At 65.4% G+C, this 18,882-nt stretch carries 14 protein-coding genes and 2 pseudogenes; 6 read left to right on the top strand and 10 right to left on the bottom strand.

The genetic code is table 11. From position 1 onward, the window contains the following. The first annotated feature begins 83 nt into the window (after nucleotides 1-83). Both MTX35_RS10980 and ilvA read left to right on the top strand, forming a co-directional pair. Complete coding sequence (locus MTX35_RS10980) at nucleotides 84-518, top strand: nitroreductase family deazaflavin-dependent oxidoreductase (RefSeq protein ID WP_243594977.1); 435 nt, start codon at nucleotides 84-86, stop codon at nucleotides 516-518. A 106-nt stretch (nucleotides 519-624) separates the two neighbouring features. Continuing rightward, nucleotides 625-1,980: a threonine ammonia-lyase IlvA gene (gene ilvA, locus MTX35_RS10975; protein WP_243594976.1), complete on the top strand. Its 1,356-nt coding sequence runs from the start codon at nucleotides 625-627 to the stop codon at nucleotides 1,978-1,980. Between the two features lie 15 nt (nucleotides 1,981-1,995). Here ilvA and MTX35_RS10970 read toward each other — a convergent pair whose 3' ends face one another. Further along, on the bottom strand, nucleotides 1,996-2,520 hold the full coding sequence (locus MTX35_RS10970; RefSeq protein WP_243594975.1) for a TetR/AcrR family transcriptional regulator: 525 nt from the start codon (nucleotides 2,518-2,520) through the stop codon (nucleotides 1,996-1,998). 119 nt (nucleotides 2,521-2,639) lie between these two features. Here MTX35_RS10970 and MTX35_RS10965 point away from each other — a divergent pair, with 119 nt between their 5' ends. After that, the gene (locus MTX35_RS10965) at nucleotides 2,640-4,202 is read left to right on the top strand and encodes an MFS transporter (protein ID WP_243595098.1); all 1,563 of its coding nucleotides are present in this window, start codon (nucleotides 2,640-2,642) and stop codon (nucleotides 4,200-4,202) included. Here the strand turns inward: MTX35_RS10965 and treZ are convergent. The 6 genes and pseudogenes from treZ to MTX35_RS10935 form a co-directional block, all read right to left on the bottom strand. Next, nucleotides 4,175-5,893 (bottom strand): annotated as a pseudogene (gene treZ / locus MTX35_RS10960) (malto-oligosyltrehalose trehalohydrolase); the annotation flags it as partial. The gene MTX35_RS10965 and the pseudogene treZ sit on opposite strands and share 28 nt — an antisense overlap. 68 nt (nucleotides 5,894-5,961) lie before the next feature. Beyond that, nucleotides 5,962-8,337 carry a malto-oligosyltrehalose synthase gene (treY, locus tag MTX35_RS10955; RefSeq protein ID WP_243594974.1) on the bottom strand — a complete coding sequence of 792 codons (2,376 nt, stop codon included), beginning with the start codon at nucleotides 8,335-8,337 and terminating at the stop codon, nucleotides 5,962-5,964. Nucleotides 8,338-8,340: 3 nt separating this feature from the next. Further along, a complete protein-coding gene (gene glgX / locus MTX35_RS10950; RefSeq protein WP_243594973.1) occupies nucleotides 8,341-10,638 on the bottom strand; it encodes a glycogen debranching protein GlgX in 2,298 nt (765 codons plus the stop codon). 56 nt (nucleotides 10,639-10,694) lie between these two features. Further along, on the bottom strand, nucleotides 10,695-12,842 hold the full coding sequence (locus MTX35_RS10945) for an acyltransferase family protein (protein WP_243594972.1): 2,148 nt from the start codon (nucleotides 12,840-12,842) through the stop codon (nucleotides 10,695-10,697). A 186-nt stretch (nucleotides 12,843-13,028) separates the two neighbouring features. Further along, nucleotides 13,029-13,718, bottom strand: coding sequence for a hypothetical protein (locus tag MTX35_RS10940; RefSeq protein ID WP_243594971.1), 690 nt, complete (start codon nucleotides 13,716-13,718; stop codon nucleotides 13,029-13,031). Further along, the gene (locus MTX35_RS10935) at nucleotides 13,715-14,506 is read right to left on the bottom strand and encodes a MerR family transcriptional regulator (RefSeq protein ID WP_243594970.1); all 792 of its coding nucleotides are present in this window, start codon (nucleotides 14,504-14,506) and stop codon (nucleotides 13,715-13,717) included. The genes MTX35_RS10940 and MTX35_RS10935 overlap by 4 nt, the downstream gene beginning before the upstream one ends. A gap of 146 nt (nucleotides 14,507-14,652) precedes the next feature. Between MTX35_RS10935 and MTX35_RS10930 the strand changes: the two genes are divergently transcribed. Next, nucleotides 14,653-15,522: a sensor domain-containing diguanylate cyclase gene (locus tag MTX35_RS10930; protein WP_243594969.1), complete on the top strand. Its 870-nt coding sequence runs from the start codon at nucleotides 14,653-14,655 to the stop codon at nucleotides 15,520-15,522. Between the two features lie 2 nt (nucleotides 15,523-15,524). On the opposite strand, the gene MTX35_RS10925 is transcribed toward MTX35_RS10930, so the two are convergent. Continuing rightward, nucleotides 15,525-16,121, bottom strand: coding sequence for a CHAP domain-containing protein (locus MTX35_RS10925; RefSeq protein ID WP_243594968.1), 597 nt, complete (start codon nucleotides 16,119-16,121; stop codon nucleotides 15,525-15,527). A gap of 48 nt (nucleotides 16,122-16,169) precedes the next feature. Here MTX35_RS10925 and MTX35_RS10920 point away from each other — a divergent pair, with 48 nt between their 5' ends. Continuing rightward, a complete protein-coding gene (locus MTX35_RS10920) occupies nucleotides 16,170-16,946 on the top strand; it encodes an NAD-dependent deacylase (RefSeq protein ID WP_308198120.1) in 777 nt (258 codons plus the stop codon). A gap of 43 nt (nucleotides 16,947-16,989) precedes the next feature. On the opposite strand, the gene MTX35_RS10915 is transcribed toward MTX35_RS10920, so the two are convergent. Both MTX35_RS10915 and MTX35_RS10910 read right to left on the bottom strand, forming a co-directional pair. Further along, entirely contained in the window at nucleotides 16,990-18,051 is a 1,062-nt protein-coding gene (locus tag MTX35_RS10915; protein ID WP_243594967.1) for an ABC transporter permease, read from the bottom strand. Next, nucleotides 18,048-18,578: pseudogene (locus MTX35_RS10910) on the bottom strand (ATP-binding cassette domain-containing protein); the annotation flags it as partial. The pseudogene MTX35_RS10910 and the gene MTX35_RS10915, both read right to left, overlap by 4 nt. A gap of 125 nt (nucleotides 18,579-18,703) precedes the next feature. Between MTX35_RS10910 and MTX35_RS10900 the strand changes: the two are divergent. After that, entirely contained in the window at nucleotides 18,704-18,850 is a 147-nt protein-coding gene (locus MTX35_RS10900) for a hypothetical protein (protein ID WP_243594965.1), read from the top strand. The last annotated feature ends 32 nt before the right edge of the window (nucleotides 18,851-18,882 follow it).

Raw genomic sequence — 18,882 nt, 5'->3', positions numbered from 1 at the left:
CGGTCCACCGAACTTGGGGTTCGGGCCTGGCAATGTCGCCCATCTCGTGGCGTCGCAACGCCGGGAGGTGTTGACTGAAAGTCATGCCATTGACAGGAGAATACGAACCGAGTTCATCCGACTGGGCCCGCAAGCAGGCCGAGCTGTACGAGAACTCCGGCGGAACCGAAGGCACGATGATGAACGGGATGCCGGTCGTACTGCTGACCACGAAGGGCAACAAGAGCGGAAAGCTGCGCAAGTCGCCGTTGATGAGGGTGGAACACGACGGCGAGTACGCCATCGTCGCCTCGTTGGGCGGGGCACCCAAGCATCCCGTCTGGTATCACAACGTCAAGGCCGAGCCGCTGGTAGAGCTACAGGACGGTCCTGACAAGCACGACTACATCGCCCGCGAAGTGAGCGGTGACGAGAAGGCCGTGTGGTGGGAACGTTCGGTTGCCGCGTACCCCGATTACGCCGATTATCAGAAGAAGACCGATCGCGAGATACCAGTTCTCGTGCTCTCGCGCGCCTGAATCACCCGTTGTCCAGCCGTGGGAGCGGGGCCTGCGGACCGATCCGGTGTTCGGTCGTAATGGTCCCGGATGGGGACCCGTTCCGCGCTGGTGGCAGCATGTGCTGGTGTCTTCATCCCCGGAACTCGCTTCCCAGCACCCATCGTCGCTGAGCGTCACCGCTGCCGACATCGATGCCGCTGCGGTGCGAATTTCCGCCGTGGTGGCGGCCACGCCCCTGCAGCTGTGTGAACGACTGTCTGCGGAGACGGGTGCGAAGGTGTACCTCAAACGCGAGGACCTGCAGATCGTACGGTCGTACAAGATTCGCGGCGCGTACAACCTGATGGATCAACTGACGGACGCCGAGCGCGCCGTGGGTGTCGTGACCGCGAGCGCAGGAAACCACGCGCAGGGTGTCGCCTTCGCGTGCCGCACGATGCACGTGCGGGGGCGGATCTACGTGCCGGCGAACACGCCCAAGCAGAAGCGTGACCGCATCCGAGTGCACGGCGGTGAGTTCGTCGATCTCATCGTCATCGGCGATACGTTCGACGCGGCGGCTGCCGCAGCCGCCGAGGATGTCGCTCGTACCGGTGCCACCATGGTGCCGCCGTTCGACGATCCACGCACCGTGGCGGGCCAGGGCACCATCGCCGCCGAGATAGTCGACCAACTCGGCGGCGCGCCCGACGTGGTCGTGATGCCCGTCGGCGGTGGCGGATGTATTGCCGGTATCTCGAGCTACCTACGCGAGCGCGCCCCGCAGACCTCGCTGGTGGGTGCGGAACCGACCGGAGCGGCATCGATGACCGCTGCGCTGATCGCCGGTGGTCCGGTGACGCTCTCCGACATCGATCCATTCGTCGACGGAGCCGCCGTCCGCCGCATCGGTGACGTTCCGTACGCCGCGCTGCAATCGCTCGGGGCGAGTGTCGTCTCTCACGCGTCGTTGCCGTTGCTCACTGCGCCGGTGTTCGACAGTTCCGGTCCCGGGGAGTTCCTCATCATGCAGATCGACGAAGGTGCGATCTGCACGGCGATGTTGGCGCTCTACCAGAACGAGGGTGTCATCGCGGAGCCCGCAGGCGCACTGGCGGTCGCCGCCCTCGAGCATCTCGACGTCGAACCCGGCAGCACCGTGGTGTGCCTGATCTCGGGTGGCAACAACGATGTTTCTCGCTACGGCGAGATCGTCGAGCGTTCGTTGGTTCACCTGGGGCTCAAGCACTACTTCCTGGTCGACTTTCCGCAGGAACCCGGAGCGTTGCGCCGATTCCTCGACGAGGTGCTCGGCCCCGAGGACGACATCACGTTGTTCGAGTACGTCAAGCGCAACAACCGCGAGACCGGTGCTGCCCTGGTCGGTGTCGAACTCGGGTCGGCGAGCGGGCTCGATCCCTTGCTCGAACGGATGCGTGATTCGCACCTGCACGTCGAGCAGCTCGAACCCGACTCTCCGGTGTACCGCTACCTGACCTGAGTCACCGGCGCGAACCTACCTGCCGAGCAAACGGTCGACGACTCGTTTGTGCAGCTCGGGGTCGACGGCGGGCAGGTCGAGGACGGCTCCGAGGTAGATCCCGTCGCCGACGAGTCGGACGATCTCGGCCTGGACCGGATCGTCGATCTCCGTCCGCAAGCCTTCGTCCCACTGCTGCATCATGTCGACTACGGCGTCCTGCACCTCACCGGAGTTGCCGTCCACGCTGCGCAGTGCCGCCAGCGTGGAGCGGTACAGCGCGAGCTCCTTCTCCGAGATGGAGTCGGGCGGCTGCAGATACCACTCGGCAACCGACGTGCCGCCCTCGGCAGCATCGGCGCGCTGCTGATCGGCCTGAACGGCGAGCCGTCGAACCATGGCGGCGACCAGGGCGTCCTTGGTCTTGAAGTGATAGAGGAGTCCGCCCTTGGAGACTCCTGCGGCGGCGGCGACGCTGTCGAGGGTCACCTTGGTCATGCCGTGATCGAGCAGCATCGTTTCGAGTGCGTCCAGTATTCGGTCGCGGGTATCCGATGACATGAAAGTCACTTTACCGGCTGGACGGTTCGCGGTACTCTCGTTTACTGTACCGGCTGGACGGTCGGTACCAGGAGGTGTTCGGATTGGCCTTCGGGCAACCGAGCACGGGAACGTAGGAGATTTCAGTGAGTGACGTGCGCACCGGTTCGGTGCACGAGGTCGACGGTGCCCACGAGCATCGGGCCACCCCACGAGACTGGCTCGGGCTGGTGGTGCTGGCGTTCGCCGTGCTGTTGATCGCTGTCGACGGCACGGTACTCGACCTGGCCCTGCCGTTCATCAGCTCGGATCTGGCACCGACCAGTAACCAGCTGCTGTGGATCATCGATGTCTACTCGTTCGTCCTGGCCGGCTTGCTCATCACCATGGGCACGCTCGGCGACCGGATCGGACGCCGCCGCCTGCTGCTGATCGGAGCTGCAGGCTTCGGGATCGCCTCGCTCGTCGCTGCCGTCTCGACCAGCGCCGAGATGCTGATCGCGGCCAGGGTGCTCCAGGGCATCTCCGGCGCAACGCTGATGCCCGCGACCTTGGGCCTCATTCGCACCATCTTCCTGAACCCACGCCAGCGCGTCGCCGCAATCGGCGTATGGGGCGCAATGGCCGGTGGCGGTGCCGCGGCAGGGCCGCTCGTGGGCGGCTGGCTGCTCGAACACTTCTGGTGGGGGTCGGTGTTCCTCATCAACATCCCCGTGATGATCGCTCTGATCGCACTCGGTCCGCTGGTGATCCCCGAGTCCAAGGATCCGAACCCCGGCCGCTTCGACCTGACGAGCTCAGCGCTGTCGATGCTCGCCATCGTGCCGATTGTGTTCGCGGTGAAGGAGACCGCGGCATACGGATTCGACGTGGTCTACCTGCTGTCCGCCGTGATCGGCGTCATCGCCGGGTTCGTGTTCGTCCGGCGTCAGAGGACTCTGGCGGCCCCGATGATCGACCTGAGTCTGTTCGCCAACCGGGCGTTCTCCACGGGCGTGGCCACCAACTTCCTGTCGGTCTTCGCTCTCGCCGGGGTGTTGTTCTTCGGTTCGCAGTACTTACAGCTCGTGCTCGGTTACAGTCCGCTCGAGGCGGGACTGTTGCTACTGCCCGGCACGGCCGCCAGTATCGTCACCGCACTGCTCGTTGCGGTCCTGGTCCGGTACTTCAGCGCAGGAACGGTTCTAGGTACTGCGATGTTCGTCGCCGCCGCGGGCGCAGGGCTGCTGGTCGGACTGGCCACGGACAGTGGACCGGCCTTGTTCATCGCTGGATTCGTCCTCGTGGGAGCAGGCGTCGGTGTGGCGCTTACGCTGACCTCCGAGTTGGTCGTCAGCGCTGTCGAACCCGAACGGGCGGGAGCGGCCTCGGCCGTGTCGGAAACCGCCTACGAGCTGGGTATCGCGCTGGGTGTTGCCATCCTCGGCACCGTGGTCATGGCCTTCTTCCGTCGCGGTATCGACGTCACGCAGCTGACCCCCGAGCTGGGAGCCAGGGCAGGCGAGACACTTGGCGGCGCGGATGCGGTGGCTCGAGAGGTGCCCGACTCGGTGGCGACGGTTCTGTTGGATTCCGCGCATGCTGCGTTCGTGTCGGGCATGCATGTCGCGGCCGTCGCCACCGCGGTGGTGTTGGCCATCACCGCCGTGTTCGTCCTGGTCAATCTACGCAGGCGTCAGGACTCCAGCACCACTACGGAGTGACCGGGAACCGTGGTGGCAGAGCCGGTTTCGTTCGAGGTCGTCGGCTCCCACTCGAGCAGTGCGGAGCCGCCGACCGGTACCGTCACCGCGGATTCGGACAGGTTGCACACCACGCTGATGCGGCCTCGGCGAACGACGATCCACTTCGCGTCCTCGTCGTACTCCACCTTCACGTGGTCGAGCCACGGATCGGTCAGTTCGGTCCGGTCGCGGCGCAGCCGTAACAGATCGCGGTAGACCGCCAACAGTCGCGCATGATCGCCGTCGCCCAGCTCCGACCAGTTCAGCTTCGACCGCGTGAACGTCTCGGGATCCTGCGGATCCGGGATATCGCTCTTGTCCCAACCGTGCTCGGCGAACTCCGCTTTGCGTCCCTCTGCGGTGGCCTTGCCCAGCTCGGGCTCGGGGTGCGAGGTGAAGAACTGGAACGGCGTCGACGCTCCCCATTCTTCGCCCATGAACAGCATCGGAGTGTAGGGCGAGGTCAGCACCAGCGCGGCCTTGATCGCGAGCTGGCCGGGGGAGAGATAGAAGCCCGGACGGTCGCCGATCGCGCGGTTTCCCACCTGGTCGTGCGTGGTCGTGTAGGTCACCAGAGAACTGGCCGGGATGCGCCTGGTGTCCAGTGGGCGACCGTGGATGCGACCGCGGAAACTCGAGTACGTTCCGGCGTGGAAGAACCCCTGCCTCAGCGTGTTCGCCAGCCCCCGCAGCGAACCGAAATCGCCGTAGTAACCCTGGCGCTCGCCGGAGACCGCGGCATGAATCGCGTGGTGGATGTCGTCGTCCCACTGCGCGTCGAGTCCGTAGCCGCCGCCCGATCGTGCGGTGATCAGCATCGGATCGTTGAGGTCGCTCTCGGCGATCAGGGTCAGCGGCCGACCCAGATGAGCCGAGAGGCTTCGGGTTTCGATCGACAACTGTTCGAGTAGATGCACCGCGGTGTGGTCGACGATCGCGTGCACTGCATCCAGACGTAACGCGTCGATGTGGAATTCGGAGAACCAGCGCAGCGCGTTGTCGAGGGCGTAGCGCCGCACCTCGCCCGAGTCTGCATCTGCATAGTTGATTGCTTGGCCCCAGCTGTTGGCACCCTCGGTCATGTAGGGGCCGAAGCGGTCGAGGTAGTTGCCGGAGGGACCGAGGTGGTTGTAGACCACGTCCAGAACGACGCCGATGCCGCGGCCGTGGCAGGCATCGACCAAGCGCTGCAAGCCTTCCGGGCCGCCGTACGCCTCGTGCACGGTGTACCAGAGCACACCGTCGTAGCCCCAGTTGTGCACGCCGTTGAATCCGTTGACCGGCATGATCTCGATGAACGTCACACCGAGATCGACGAGGTGATCGAGCTTGGTGATGGCCGCATCGAACGTGCCCTCGTCGGTGAATGTGCCGATGTGGAGCTCGTAGATCGACGAGCCCGGCAATTGTCGGCCGGTCCACGCCGCGTCGGTCCACAGCGTGGAATCGACGTCGAACACCTGGGACAGCTCGTGCACGCCGTCGGGCTGCCGCGGCGATCGCGGATCCGGCAGCGCCTTGTCTGCGTCGTCGAGCAGGAAGCCGTATCGACTGGTCGGGGTGCAGTCCACGTCGGCATGCCACCAGCCGCTGGAGGAGCGCTGCATCGGATGCACCGTGTCGTCGAGCTGGAGGCGGACCGTCTCCGGGGTCGGTGCCCAGACTTCGAACCGACGAGTCGTTGCCGGTGATGTCGCTGCCGGTGATGTAGCTGCTGTCGATGTCGCTGCTGTCGATGTCACTGTGTCACCGCTTCTTCGTTGTCGCGCACCAGGAGTGCGACCGGGAGTGAGGCGAACATCTCGGCCACGGACACGGTGCCGGTGTGTTCGACGTCGGTGATCCGATCGCGCCATCGGCCGTCGGGCAGGGTCACGGTTGTCTCGCCCCAGCCCTGTTCGGACACCGCGAGCGAAAACCTGGTGGCCAGTGCGATGACGTCGGAGTTGCCCGGCAGCGGGCCACGTGCGAATCCGACGAGGTGCTCGGTTGCGGATCCGTCCGCGACGATGGGGGTGTAGCTTCCGCCGACGAAACTTTCGGGTCGCTCGCGTCGCACGTGCAGTGCGGAGCGAACGACGGCGAGCTTGGCAGCACCCGTATCGACCGAGAGCGCAGCGGAGTTCGACGCGGCGAGCATCGATCGACGGACCGAGTAGTCGACGGGCCTTCTGTTGTCGGGGTCGACGAGCGAGTCCTCCCACAACTCGGTGCCCTGGTAGACATCGGGGATGCCGGGTCCGGCCAAATTCAACAGTTTCTGACCCAGTGCGTCGGAATGGCCGTGCGGAGCGAGCTTCTCGACGAGCATCGACATCGACCGCGCGACGGCACCGTCGAAGATCGCGTCGAGCCAGCCGTGCACCGCGGACTCGAATTCCTCGTCCGGGTCGGTCCACGTCGTGCGAAGCGCCGCCTCGCGGATCGCCTTCTCCGCGTAGGCGTGGACGCGTTCACGCAACGAGGAGGTGACCACTCCGTCCGTCGGCCAGACTCCGAACAGGTTCTGCCACAGGAACATTCCAGTGGTGCCGTCGGGACTCGGGGCAATCTCTTCCCAGTCCGTGATGCAGCGGGCCCACAGTTCGGGAGTCTGCGACAGTACGCCGATGCGCGCCCGTACATCCTCGCCGCGTTTGGTGTCGTGAGTCGACAGGGTGGTCATCGCAGCCGGCCAGCGGCGCGCTCGATCGGCATTGGTCAGGTGGTAGTACGCTGTGCTGCAACCGAATCGGCTCGGGTCGCCGCCCACCTCTTGCAGGGAGATCAACCGGTTGGCGCGGTAGAACAGGCAGTCCTCTACGCCCTTGGCCGTGACGGCACCGCAGACCTGGTCGAAGCGGACCGGCGATTCTGCACCGGTGACGAGGGCGGTCGCCAGTGCGCCCAGGCCGCCGGCCAGGTCCGGCTGCTCCTCGCCGACAGCAGCGATCACGCCCGGCAGCACGCCGGCGAGCGGTGCATAGTCGGTTCGATAGACCGGGACGGCCGCGACGACGGCAACTATCGCGTCGATGATGGACTCGAGTTCGACGGTGGTGGCGGATTCGCGAACGACGGCACGCGCGAGGCGTCGTACCTCCGGGGACAGATCCCCGCGGGCGACACCGGTCTTGAGGTCGAGTTCCGTCTCGTGCAGCGTCTCGCTGTCGTAGGCGATGCCCGAGCGCACCTGGGACAACGCGGTGAGCGCGTGCACGCCCTCGGGGTCGACGAACACTCCGCCGACTGCGGCCAAGGCGTCGTACCCGGTCGTTCCGTCGACGGGGAGCGATTCGTCCAGTGGTTCGCCGTCGGCCAGGATCTTCTCGATGACCAGCCATCGGTCGGGTCCGAGCAGTCCGCGCAGTTCGGTGAGATAGCCGGCGGGGTCGGCCAGGCCGTCGGGATGGTCGACGCGAAGTCCGTCGATCAAGCCGTCCTCGATCCAACCGGCCACCTGGCGGTGGGAGTCGGTGAAGACGTCCAGGTCTTCCTGCCGAATTCCTGCCAGGCCGTTCACGGAGAAGAACCGTCGGTATCCGATCAGTCCGTCGGACCAGCTCACCAATCGGTAGGACTGACGGTCGTGCACGGCCTGCGCATCGTCACCATCGGTGCCGTCTGCGATGGGGAAGCGGTGCTCGTAGAACGCGAGCAGAGGCTGCTCCTCGGAGCGGTCGACGGTCAGCTCACCGACGTCGCTCGCGCTGCCGAGTACGGGGATCGCGATCTTGCCGTCGACGCCGTTGTCGGCTCCGAAGTCGATGTCGAAGTACGTCGCGTACTCGGAGTCACGACCGCGGCGTAGTACGTCCCACCACCACGCGTTCTGCCGCGGGTCCTCCACTCCGACGTGGTTGGGGACGATGTCGACGATGATCCCCATGCCCAGCTCTGCGGCACGAGAATGTAACTGCGTCAATGCTTCTCGGCCCCCCAGCGCGGCCGAGACCGTCGAGGTGTCGGTGACGTCGTACCCGTGCGTCGAGCCGTCCGTTGCCGTCAGGATGGGCGATAGATACAGGTGCGTGACCCCGAGGTCGTGGAGGTAACCGACCACGTCGGTGGCGTCGGCCAGGGTGAAGGCATCGCCCCGCAGTTGTAACCGGTATGTGCTGGTGGGCAGCGGCATGTGTCAGGCAGTCTTTCGTAGAACGAGTAGGGAACGAGCGGTGACTTCCACCGGTGTACCCGCTTCGATCGTTTTCTCACTTGTCCCGGTTCGCGACGCGGTGTTCAGCGCCACCGTCCACTCCTTGGCGTAGCCCCCGTCCGGGGTCACGAACTCGAGGGTCTCGTGATGGGCGTTGAAGCACAGCAGGAACGAGTCGTCCACCACGCGCTCGCCGCGCTGATTCGGTTCCGGGATGCCGTCACCGTTGAGGAACACCGTGAGCGACTTACCGAATCCGCTGTCCCAGTCCTCGGGAGTCATTTCCTCGCCCGCGGGGGTGAGCCACGCGATGTCTCGTGCCTGCTCGCCGGTGCGGATGGGGCGGCCCTCGAAGAACCGTCGACGCCGGAAGACCGGATGTTCGGCGCGCAGCGCGATGGTGTTGCGAGTGAACTCGATCAGTTCCGCATTGGTCTCGGCCAACGACCAGTCCATCCACGCCAGTTCGGAGTCCTGGCAGTAGACGTTGTTGTTGCCCTGCTGTGTTCGTGCCATCTCGTCGCCGTGGGCGATCATCGGCGTGCCCTGGCTGAGGAGCAGCGTTGCCATGATGTTGCGGATCTGGCGGGCACGCAGATCCAGGATCTCCGGATCGTCGGTGGGTCCCTCGACGCCGCAGTTCCAGGATCGGTTGTGACTCTCGCCGTCGTTGTTGCCTTCACCGTTCGCCTCGTTGTGCTTGTCGTTGTACGACACGAGATCGTTGAGGGTGAATCCGTCGTGGGCAATGACGAAGTTGATGCTGGCTCCGGGGCGACGACCGTTCGACTCGTACAGATCCGAGGATCCGGTCAACCGCGACGCGAACTCGCCCAGCGTCGCGGGCTCACCACGCCAGTAGTCACGCACGGTGTCGCGGTACTTGCCGTTCCATTCCGTCCACAGCCCGGGGAAGTTGCCGACCTGGTAGCCGCCCTCACCGATGTCCCAGGGCTCGGCGATCAGCTTCACCTGGCTGACGACCGGATCCTGTTGAACCAGATCGAAGAATGCGCTGAGGCGATCGACATCGTGCAGTTCGCGAGCCAACGTAGATGCGAGGTCGAATCGGAACCCGTCGACGTGCATCTCGGTCACCCAGTAGCGCAACGAGTCCATGATCAGCTGCAGCGTGTGCGGATGTCGCGCGTTGAGACTGTTGCCGGTACCGGTGTAGTCCATGTAGTGCTCGAGGTCGCCGTCGACGAGCCGGTAGTACGCCGCGTTGTCGATGCCGCGGAAGCTGATGGTCGGGCCCATGTGATTGCCCTCGGCGGTGTGGTTGTAGACCACGTCGAGTATCACCTCGATTCCCGCTGCGTGGAAAGCGCGAACCATGGCCTTGAACTCCGTGACCGCCGCGCCGGGGGACTGCAGTGAGGAGTATTCCGCGTGCGGGGCCAGGAAGCCGAACGTGTTGTAGCCCCAGTAGTTTCGCAGTCCATTGTCCAGCAGGACCTGATCCTGCATGAACTGGTGCACCGGCATCAACTCGATGGCCGTGACCCCGAGGTGGTTGAGGTGGTCGATGATCACCGGATGTGCCAGGCCCGCGTAGGTGCCGCGCTCGGCCTCGGGGATCTCTGGATGGTTGATCGTCATCCCCTTGACGTGGGCCTCGTAAATCACCGTCTCGTGATACGGGCGCTTGGGGGCGCGATCGGCCTGCCAGTCGAAGAACGGATTGATCACGACGGTGGTCATCGTGTGACCGAGCGAATCATGCTGAGGGAAATCGTTGTTCGGCACGTCGTCGTGCGCGATGGGAGCTTCCTCGATGATCTCGTCGTCGGGATCGGCGAGATCGGTGGCGTCCTCGAACGGGGCATCGGTCTCGAGCGAGTCCGCCGGTTCCTCGTCGGTGGGGACCTCTGGCTCGGCCTCTGCCTCGGGAGCCGGCGCGTCCATGTTGTAGGAGAACAGCGATCGGTCACCGTCGAACGATCCCTCGAACGCCTTGCCGTACGGGTCCACGAGCAGCTTGCTCGGGTCGCAGCGATGCCCGGCTGCCGGATCCCAGGGGCCGTGAACGCGGTAGCCGTAGCGCTGACCCGGTACCACCGTGGGCAGATATGCGTGCCAGACGTAGCCATCGGACTCTTCGAAACGAATGCGTGTCTCGGTGCCGTCCTCTGCGATCAGGCAGAGATCCACGGCCTCCGCGACCTCGGAAAACAGTGCGAAGTTGGTTCCTGCTCCGTCGTAGGTCGCGCCGAGCGGATAAGCGGATCCCGGCCATACTGCGATGGCAGGCGTGTCGTCGGAGGCTTCGTGCAGCATGGATCAACCCTACTGTGGCGGGTGGGCCCGGGCTTACCGAGCGCGAGCCGCTCGGCTCACGGTCCGGCCCACCAGCCGGTGGCCGTTCCGAGCTGCCGTCCCAGCTCGGAGGTCAGAGTTCGCACGTAGGTCGCGGTGAGATGATGCTCGTCACGGTAGATGAGCACGTTGCCTTGCTCGACGCGGCACACGGTGGTGTCGCAGACCGCATCGGACAGGTCGAGAGCGGAGAATCCGGGAAGCTGGAACGAGGCCGCGAGCGCCGGATTGACAGGGTCGAGTGCCTCGTCCCTCCATATGCCGCACGAGGTGGCATCGCCACCGTCGGCCAGGCAATCGATCGCCCGGTACGCCAGCCACGGAGTGTCCCGAACGCCCAGTATTCCGACACCGTCCGCAGCGAGTTGTCGCCAAACCTCGGTGTAGAAGGCGGGGGTGTAGTCGCCCGGGAACCCTTCCCGAGGTCGGGTGGCCGTGGTGAACACGTAGGCGGGTTTCATCGCCGCAACCTCGGCCAGCACGGTCTGCGTCCAGTCGAGGCAATCCGGGTATTCGTTGGCACCGAGCATCGGCATCGTGTCCACACTCAATGGACAACCCATTTTGAAGAACGTGACGACTTTGAACCCGTGCCTGCTCCCGAGCGGGTCGAGGGCCGACAACCAGTGTTCGGCGTGTGAGCCCCCCGCCAGCACAATGGTGCGGTTCGCGTCGAGGTCACCGTACGTACACGAGATCGCATCGCGAGTTTCGAAATCGGCGATGCACCCTTCGAGAGTGCTGGCGGGGAGATCCTCGGGAGCCGAGTACAGCGGGGGACTGAGGGCGGTCGGCTCGGCGCGAATGCCGTCGGTCAGTTCGAGTGCCCCCGGGTGGGTCATCTCGTCGACCGATCCATCGGCCTGTACCTCGGTGATCGACCGGCTGATGAAGGCGTTCCATCCGATCGAACTCGCCGTGACGGCGATCGCGGCGAACACGGCGCACGCGGTCACCGCGATACGTCCCGGGGTGAACGTCGTCGACTGCGTGGGTCTTTCGACCAGCCGGACGGTGAGGAACGCGAGTGCGATCGAGGCAACGACGATGCCGACGCCACCCGAGAGGTCGACCTGGGACCGACCGGTGGCCGAGAGGTAGAAGATCAGCAGCGGCCAATGCCACAGGTACAGCGGAAACGCGATCGATCCGAGCCAGGCGAAGAACCGATTGGAGAGCGTGGTCGCGACGGCGGTCTGTGAGCCGGCGACGATCAACGCGAGGGTGGCCAGCACCGGAATCAGGGCCAGGGGACCGGGAAAGGCAGCCACCCCGTCCACGAGAAATCCGCACGCCACGATGACCGCCATCCCGACACCGGCAAGGGCCCCGCGTGCCGTCGACCACGCTCGGGAGTCACGGGCCGACGGCTCGCCCGCCGGGTTGTTGCTCCGTGCGGCGAAGACGGCGGCAACGGCGGCTCCGAGCATGATCTCCCACAGTCGCGCCCCGGTGTCGTAGTAGTTCCACGCCTGGTTGCGTCGCACACCGTCCGCTGCGTACACGAAGGACAGCACTGCCATGAGCGCGAAGATCACCGCGAAGGTACGCGGCCGAAGACTTCGCGGTCCCTCCGGACGCGCGATGCGTCGGACCCAGGCGAGACCGAACACGACGGCAATGGCAAGCAGATAGAACTGGAACTGCACGGCCACCGACCACAGGTGCTGAACGGGACTCACCGAGGGGTCGGCCGCCAGGTAGTCGTTCGCTGTCGTCGCCAGCTGCCAGTTCACGTAGTAGAAGACACCGGACACCAACTGATCGCCCAGATCGGCCCATCGGGTGCGTGGGAGCAGGAATACCGATGCGACGCCCACTGCGAGCAGGGTGATCAGCAGGGGCGGCCCGAGTCTGCGCAGCACCCGGGTGATGCGAGTGATCGGGTTCAGGCTCGCGCCGGACTCGGCCGATCGCAGCAGGGATGCGGTGAAGAAGAAGCCGGACAGGGTGAGGAACACATCGACGCCGCCCGACACCCGACCCATCCAGATGTGGAAGACGACAACGAGGGCGATGGCGACGCCGCGCAGGCCGTTGAGATCGTGTCGCTGGGGTGGTCGGCTACGCCCGTCCGGCGGCGCAATGATGTGCCCCTGAACCGATACCGGGGCCGAGGTACCGGCGACCGAATCGGTGTCGGTGCTGCTCTGGGGTGCGTGCATGAAAGAGAGATGACTTCCCGGCTGTGTATCGACCACTCGGTCGGGGGTCGTGGACGGTGGTACCCGATTCCGGTGAGAACGGGATTCAGGGGCAAACAATACGTGTACGCGGGGTGAAGTACCCCTCGGAGTCTGCTTTGCAGTGATATGCCCAGTTCGGAGACGGTTTCGAGCGCCCGGCCGCAGCTACACCCGGCCCATCCGGGCCGGATCCGGCATCACCGTGCCGGCCGTGCTTGTTCTGTCGTTCGCGGCCGGTGTGCTGCGTCGCCTCGAACCGGGTTCGGTGTCGGGGGTAGGCCGGGTGAGCGCTGCAACCAGTGCTGCGGGATCGTCCATGTGCAGGCAGAAGGTGTGGGCGTTGCCGTCCAGCCGCCATTGCTGCAGTGGTGCCGGCACGGTAACCGTTGTAGCGCAGGATAATTGGACGTCGACGGTGGTACCGTCCTGATTCGGCAGCACGAGTCGGCCGCCGTCGAGAGTCGGTGAGACGACGCCGTACCGGCGGTGAATTCGGGCGGAGGCGATGGCCGATCGGTCCACCGTTGCGACGACCTTCCCCGAGGTTCGCAGCGTGAGCGTCGTCGGCGAGAGGACGTGCGGATGGACGTGGGCCAGCGCGACCGACGATGTGAGCGCCACCAGTGACGCCACCGACAGGGCCGCAACCACTGCGCTGATCCATGGCACCGGAATCAGCAGATGCAGCACGACCATCTCGATGACGGTGACGACGCCGAACATCACGGGCATCGCGCGAGTCCCGCGGACTGCTGTGAACATCACCGAGTCTGCGCCGATCGGTGCGTGTCGTCCCCGCGCCCACAGCAGCAGAGCGCGGCATCTCCCGACCTGGACCGGGGTGTCGACCGTCATCGAGTATCACCCGATCGGCTCGATTCGGTGGTCCGCAGCCGTGCGGTGGCACGGATGATCACTGCGCGCTGAGCGGGATCGGGCACGATGTCGTCGATACCGAACGGGCCGGAGCTCTCGGTATTCTGTCCTGCTGTGCCGAGGGACTCGATATCGAGCAACGACGTCAATTCTGCTGCGAGCGAGTCGATGTCACGTTCGGCAACGCCCGGGTCTCGACCTTCGAGCGCGCTGAATCTGCGCAGGATGCCCAGGTAGTTCTGCCGGCTGCCGGGATCGGCCAGCGTCGCTGTCATCGTCTCGAAGAACGACGTGGGGACGGTGCCCGAGATCGCCATCACCTCGAGCAGGTCACGCTCGCGGAGCAGTGTTTCTCGGTCGGTGTCGTCGGCGGCGTCGATCACAGCGGCCAGCGTGTCCGCCGCATCGCGCGGTAGGGCCGTCAGTGCACGATGCTCGACGGCGTCGTCGAGCAGGGCCGACAGTCGGGCATGTCTGTGCGCCAACGCTTTCTGCTCCGACTCGATTCCGGCCAGCAGTGCTCGCAGATCGGCGACCACGTCGCTGTCGTCCGTCGGGGACCGGTCGAGGGCGGCCGCTATCGCGCCGAGAGGCATTCCGGAGTCGGCGAGCCACCGGATTCTCATCAGTCGAATCACGTCGTCGATCGTGTACTCGCGATAGCCGTTGGACAGTCGGCGTGGCTCATCGAGCAGGCCGATCCGGTGGTAGTGACGCACGGTTCGGCGTGTCGTTCCGGCGGCGTCGGCCAGAGATCCGATTCTCATGCGTTCAGTGTGAACCCTGACGTTACGTCAAGGTCAAGACCGGCTGCCCGTGCTCGGCCGCACTCCGGTGCAAGGCGCCGCGTATTCTCGGTGGTGCGTGCGAGCCGACGTGGCTCGTACTGTTCGAGGAAGAGACCTGGCTGAAGATGGTCGACACCGATCGTTGGTATCGGGAGATGTTCGAGGCCAGCACAGTCGGATTGGCCCTTGCCGACGAGAATGGACTGTTGGTTCTCGCGAACGAGGCGTATGCAGCCGTTGTCGGTTGTCCACGCCATCTGTTGCCCGGCCGGTCCTCCCGTGAATTCACCCACCCCGACGATCTGGCGCAGCACGCCGCCATGGAACAGATCATGAACGACGCCAGGGCGCGTGGGGAAGCGGTCCACCTCGAGAAGCGTTACCTGCATCCGGACGGCACGGTCCGGTGGGGCTGGATCTCGGCCAGCGAGGTTCCCGGCCCCGACGGCATTCGGTGGACGATGGCCGTCGTGCACGACGTCACCGACCGGCGGCGGGTCGAGGACGATCTCCGGCAGGCCGCGCAGACCGATGCTCTCACCGGGTTGCTCAACCGACGTGGATGGCGAGATCGGTTGCATCAGTTGACGACACCGCGAGGTGCCGATGTCGCGTTGGCTCTGGCGATGGTCGACTTCGATCGGTTCAAGTCGTACAACGACCAGTACGGACACGGACGAGGGGATCGGCTGTTGGTTCAGTTCTCTGCTGCTGCCGTGGGCCTGCTCGGCGGGCGCGCGTCCATCGCGCGGTGGGGCGGCGAGGAGTTCGCCCTCGTGATGCCCGGTGTGGGTTCGACGACCATGTCGGCCGTGCTGGCCGAGTTGTCGGCGGTCGTGCCCGACGGCCAGACCTTCTCCGCGGGCTACACGACACTGCGTGCGGGGGAGTCCGTCGACGACTGCTTCGACCGTGCGGACATGTTGCTCTACCGAGCCAAACGCGACGGTGGTGCACGTTCCTACGGCGACGTGGACGCGATCCCGAGGTCGTGACCTCAGCTCTGCAGACGACCGAATCCGACGACCCCGGAGTCGGAAGCGTAGTGCAGCGTGTGCACTCTGATCTTGCCGGCTTCGTTGCCGCCGACGGTGACGGCCTCGTCGCCGTCGACCGCCACGATCACGTTGGTGTGTTGGCCGGCCCAGCTGGTGTTGTCGTAGAGCACCACATCGCCCACCGACGGCGTGTAGTCGCCGACGGTCTCGAATCGTCCCTGCTCCTGGTAGTACTCCTGCAGGGTGTAGACGCCCGGTATGCGCCACGAACCCGAATGGGGGTTCGACAGCGGCATGTCCGCCTCCTTCATGATCCAACTGACGAAGTCGGCGCACCAGGCTTCGTCGATCCCTTCGGCGTAGAACGTTCCCGGACGTTGCTGCTCGTGTTCGGTGCGCAACAGTTCCACCACCCGTGCCTGACCGGCGGTCAGTTCACCGGTGTTCACCTCGGGAAAGGCCTCGGTGTCCCAGGGGAGGTATCGGCTCGGTGCCAGCCACAGAACACCGACGGCTACGACGATGACAACGGCCGTGCACGCCGCTACCCGCAGCGGCCACCGCCGACGCGTGCGCGAGGTGGTCTCGATGCTCATGCGACCCACGGTAGCGCGACGTGGCACACCGCTCGGCACAATGACCGGGTGACCACTTCCGAGAATCCGTCGCCCGTTGTCGTTCCGAAGCCCGTCGTGGACTCCGCGCGAGAGGCATCGCGGATCACCGTACTCACCGGCGCAGGCATGTCTGCCGAGTCGGGGATCGCGACGTTCAGGGACGCGCAGAGCGGGTTGTGGAAGGACTTCGACCCCAAGGATCTCGCCAGCCCCGAGGGGTGGCTGGCCGACAGCGATCTGGTCTGGGGCTGGTATCGGTGGCGAGCGGAATTGGTCCGACGCTCCGAGCCCAACGCCGGACACGTCGCACTTGCGCGGTGGCAGCAACAGGCTCACGTCGATATCGCTACCCAGAATGTCGACGACCTCCACGAGAGAGCCGGAGCCGAGGTTCTCGCGCACGTGCACGGCAGTCTGTTCGAGCCGTATTGCAGCGACTGTGGGACGCGCACCCACCTCGATACCTCCGGCTGCACCGAGACCGACTCAGAGCAGCGAATACCGCCGCCGGAGTGTTCGCTGTGCGGTGGGCTCGTTCGGCCGGGGGCGGTGTGGTTCGGCGAATCGCTTCCCGAGGACGCCTGGGCGGCGGCCGAGGCGTCCGTCCGCGAGGCCGACCTCGTTCTCGTCGTCGGCACGTCGGGAGTCGTCTATCCGTTCGCAGGACTGCCCGCGATCGCTCGCAGCGCCGGAGCCACCGTCGTCGAGATCAACCCGGTCGAGACCGAGATCTCCGACATGGCCGATCACCGGTGGCGCACCACGGCCGCAGTGGGATTGCCTGCGTTGGTTGCGCAACTGTGATCCTGGTGGCTACCCGTCGCTTCGCAGGGTGACGGACCTGCCATCACGGCCGCAGTCTCGTGACCAGGAGGAGTGACAGTCCGCCGAAGAGGCCGGCGATCGCCAACGACAGACCGGTCTCGATCGCCTGGAATCGCCAGAACAATCGATCCTCGTGGTACTTCGTCTCGAAGGCCTCGGCACCCTGTCCGCGGACGCATTCGAGGATCATTCGAGCGTCCTCCGCGAAACGGCGGTCGGAGTACTCCTCGAACTCTGCGATCGTCTCGAATTCGCTCATGTCCCGGTAGTTGTCGTACCGCGTGCACTGCTGCAGTTCTATGGCTACGGCATCACCGTGTCGATCGACGTAGTCCGACGAGACGTTCCACCGCGGATAGATCCTGATCGAATCCGCCGGTAGATAGAAGTCCGGGGTTCCGCCGAACATGGAGCCCACTTTCTGCTCCACCGTTTGCCGCTCGACCTCGGGGCTCGCGTAATGCTCACGGATCTGCGTCGGCAGCAGCGCCAGGAACGCAGTGGACACGACGACGGTCGTGATCATTGCGGCGATCGTGTTCCTCATGGCCAACGCGCACGCTGCGCCGAGCATCAGTCCCACGGCCGTGTACGCGCCCGCTACGAACCCTGTTGCGCCGAAGGTGGGGAAGTCCAAGCGCGATTCGCCAGTACTCATGAAAGCGAACGACCCCGGAGAAGTCCGGTACTTTGCCCAATACAGCGCACATCCGAGTAGGGCCACGGCGAGCATCGTCGGAACGAACACGACAAGCACGCGCACTCCGTACCACCGTCGTCGGCTCACCGACTGGGTCAGACCCAGCACATGGGAACGGCGTTCGAGGTCGCGAGAGAACACGGTGACCCCGACGAAGGCCCCGAGCACGACCGGTAGCGCGATCGTGAGAAGAATCGCCATGGTCTGCGCGGTCTCCGCCGTGCAGTAGTCGTCTCCGATCCCGAGGCACCCCTGGAGCACCGGAATCGGTGCCACACCACCGTCGAGCAGAGTGATGGCAATCGTGATGGCCGCCACCAGCAGTGGGGTCAGCACCCCGAACAGAATCGTTGTGCGGAACTGTCTCCACGTCACCCAGATCATGCCGCCACCGCCGCGCCGAGGTGGGCGAGCACGACGTCGTCCAGGGTGGCGTCTTCGGCGGTCCAGCCCGGTCGCGTTGTCTTCGGTCGGGTGCCATGGACAACGAATGCCGCTGCGCTGGAGCCCGATACGTCGGAAACGATGGTTCCCTCGTCGACGGTGGGTTCGGCGTCGGTGCTACCGATGAGGAGGTAGTGCTCGGCCGTGATGGTGTCGAGTTCGCCGTCGAGTCGAATTCTGCCGTCGCGCAACAGGAGTAGTCGATCGGCGACGTCGACGAGTTCGGACAGCACATGCGAGGAAAGCACGATGGTGGTGCCGTTCTCTGCTGCGTCGCGCATCAGTGTTCGGGCCACGGCGCGTCGAGCGACCGGATCGAGGTCGGCGAGATGCTCGTCGAGCAGAAGTACTTCCGGGCGTCGTCCCAATGCGAGTGCGAGCGCGACGCGGGTGCGGTGACCGGGAGAGAGCGATTTGACTCGGGCGGAGACAGAGATTCCGGCCGCATCGACGAGTTCCGCCGCATAGGCGGGGTTGTGCGGCGATTGCCGAGCCGCAGCAGACCCGAGAGTTCTTTCGGCAGGGGCAGACCTACTACAGGTCGCGCGGAATCCACGGTGTTCGGGCCCGCGACATCGTCACCGAGGTAGAGGTGCCGGGTGTCTGGGTCGGGCATCTACTTCTGGAGAACCTCGACTCCGACGGTTCGCCGGTGGGAACCGAGCGCAATGCCTATCAGGTGGTGACAGCCGAGGACGGCACTCGTCGGATCGCGGTGACGACGCCCCTCGACGCCTAGGCCTGGGCGGAGCCGCACTCGGTACTGTGGGA

The organism is Rhodococcus sp. ARC_M12 (assembly GCF_022810385.1).
In the GTDB taxonomy this organism is placed as follows: Bacteria; Actinomycetota; Actinomycetes; order Mycobacteriales; family Mycobacteriaceae; genus Rhodococcoides; species Rhodococcoides navarretei.
Note: the sequence above shows the minus strand (reverse complement) of the source record. Positions and strands in the feature narration are given on the sequence as shown.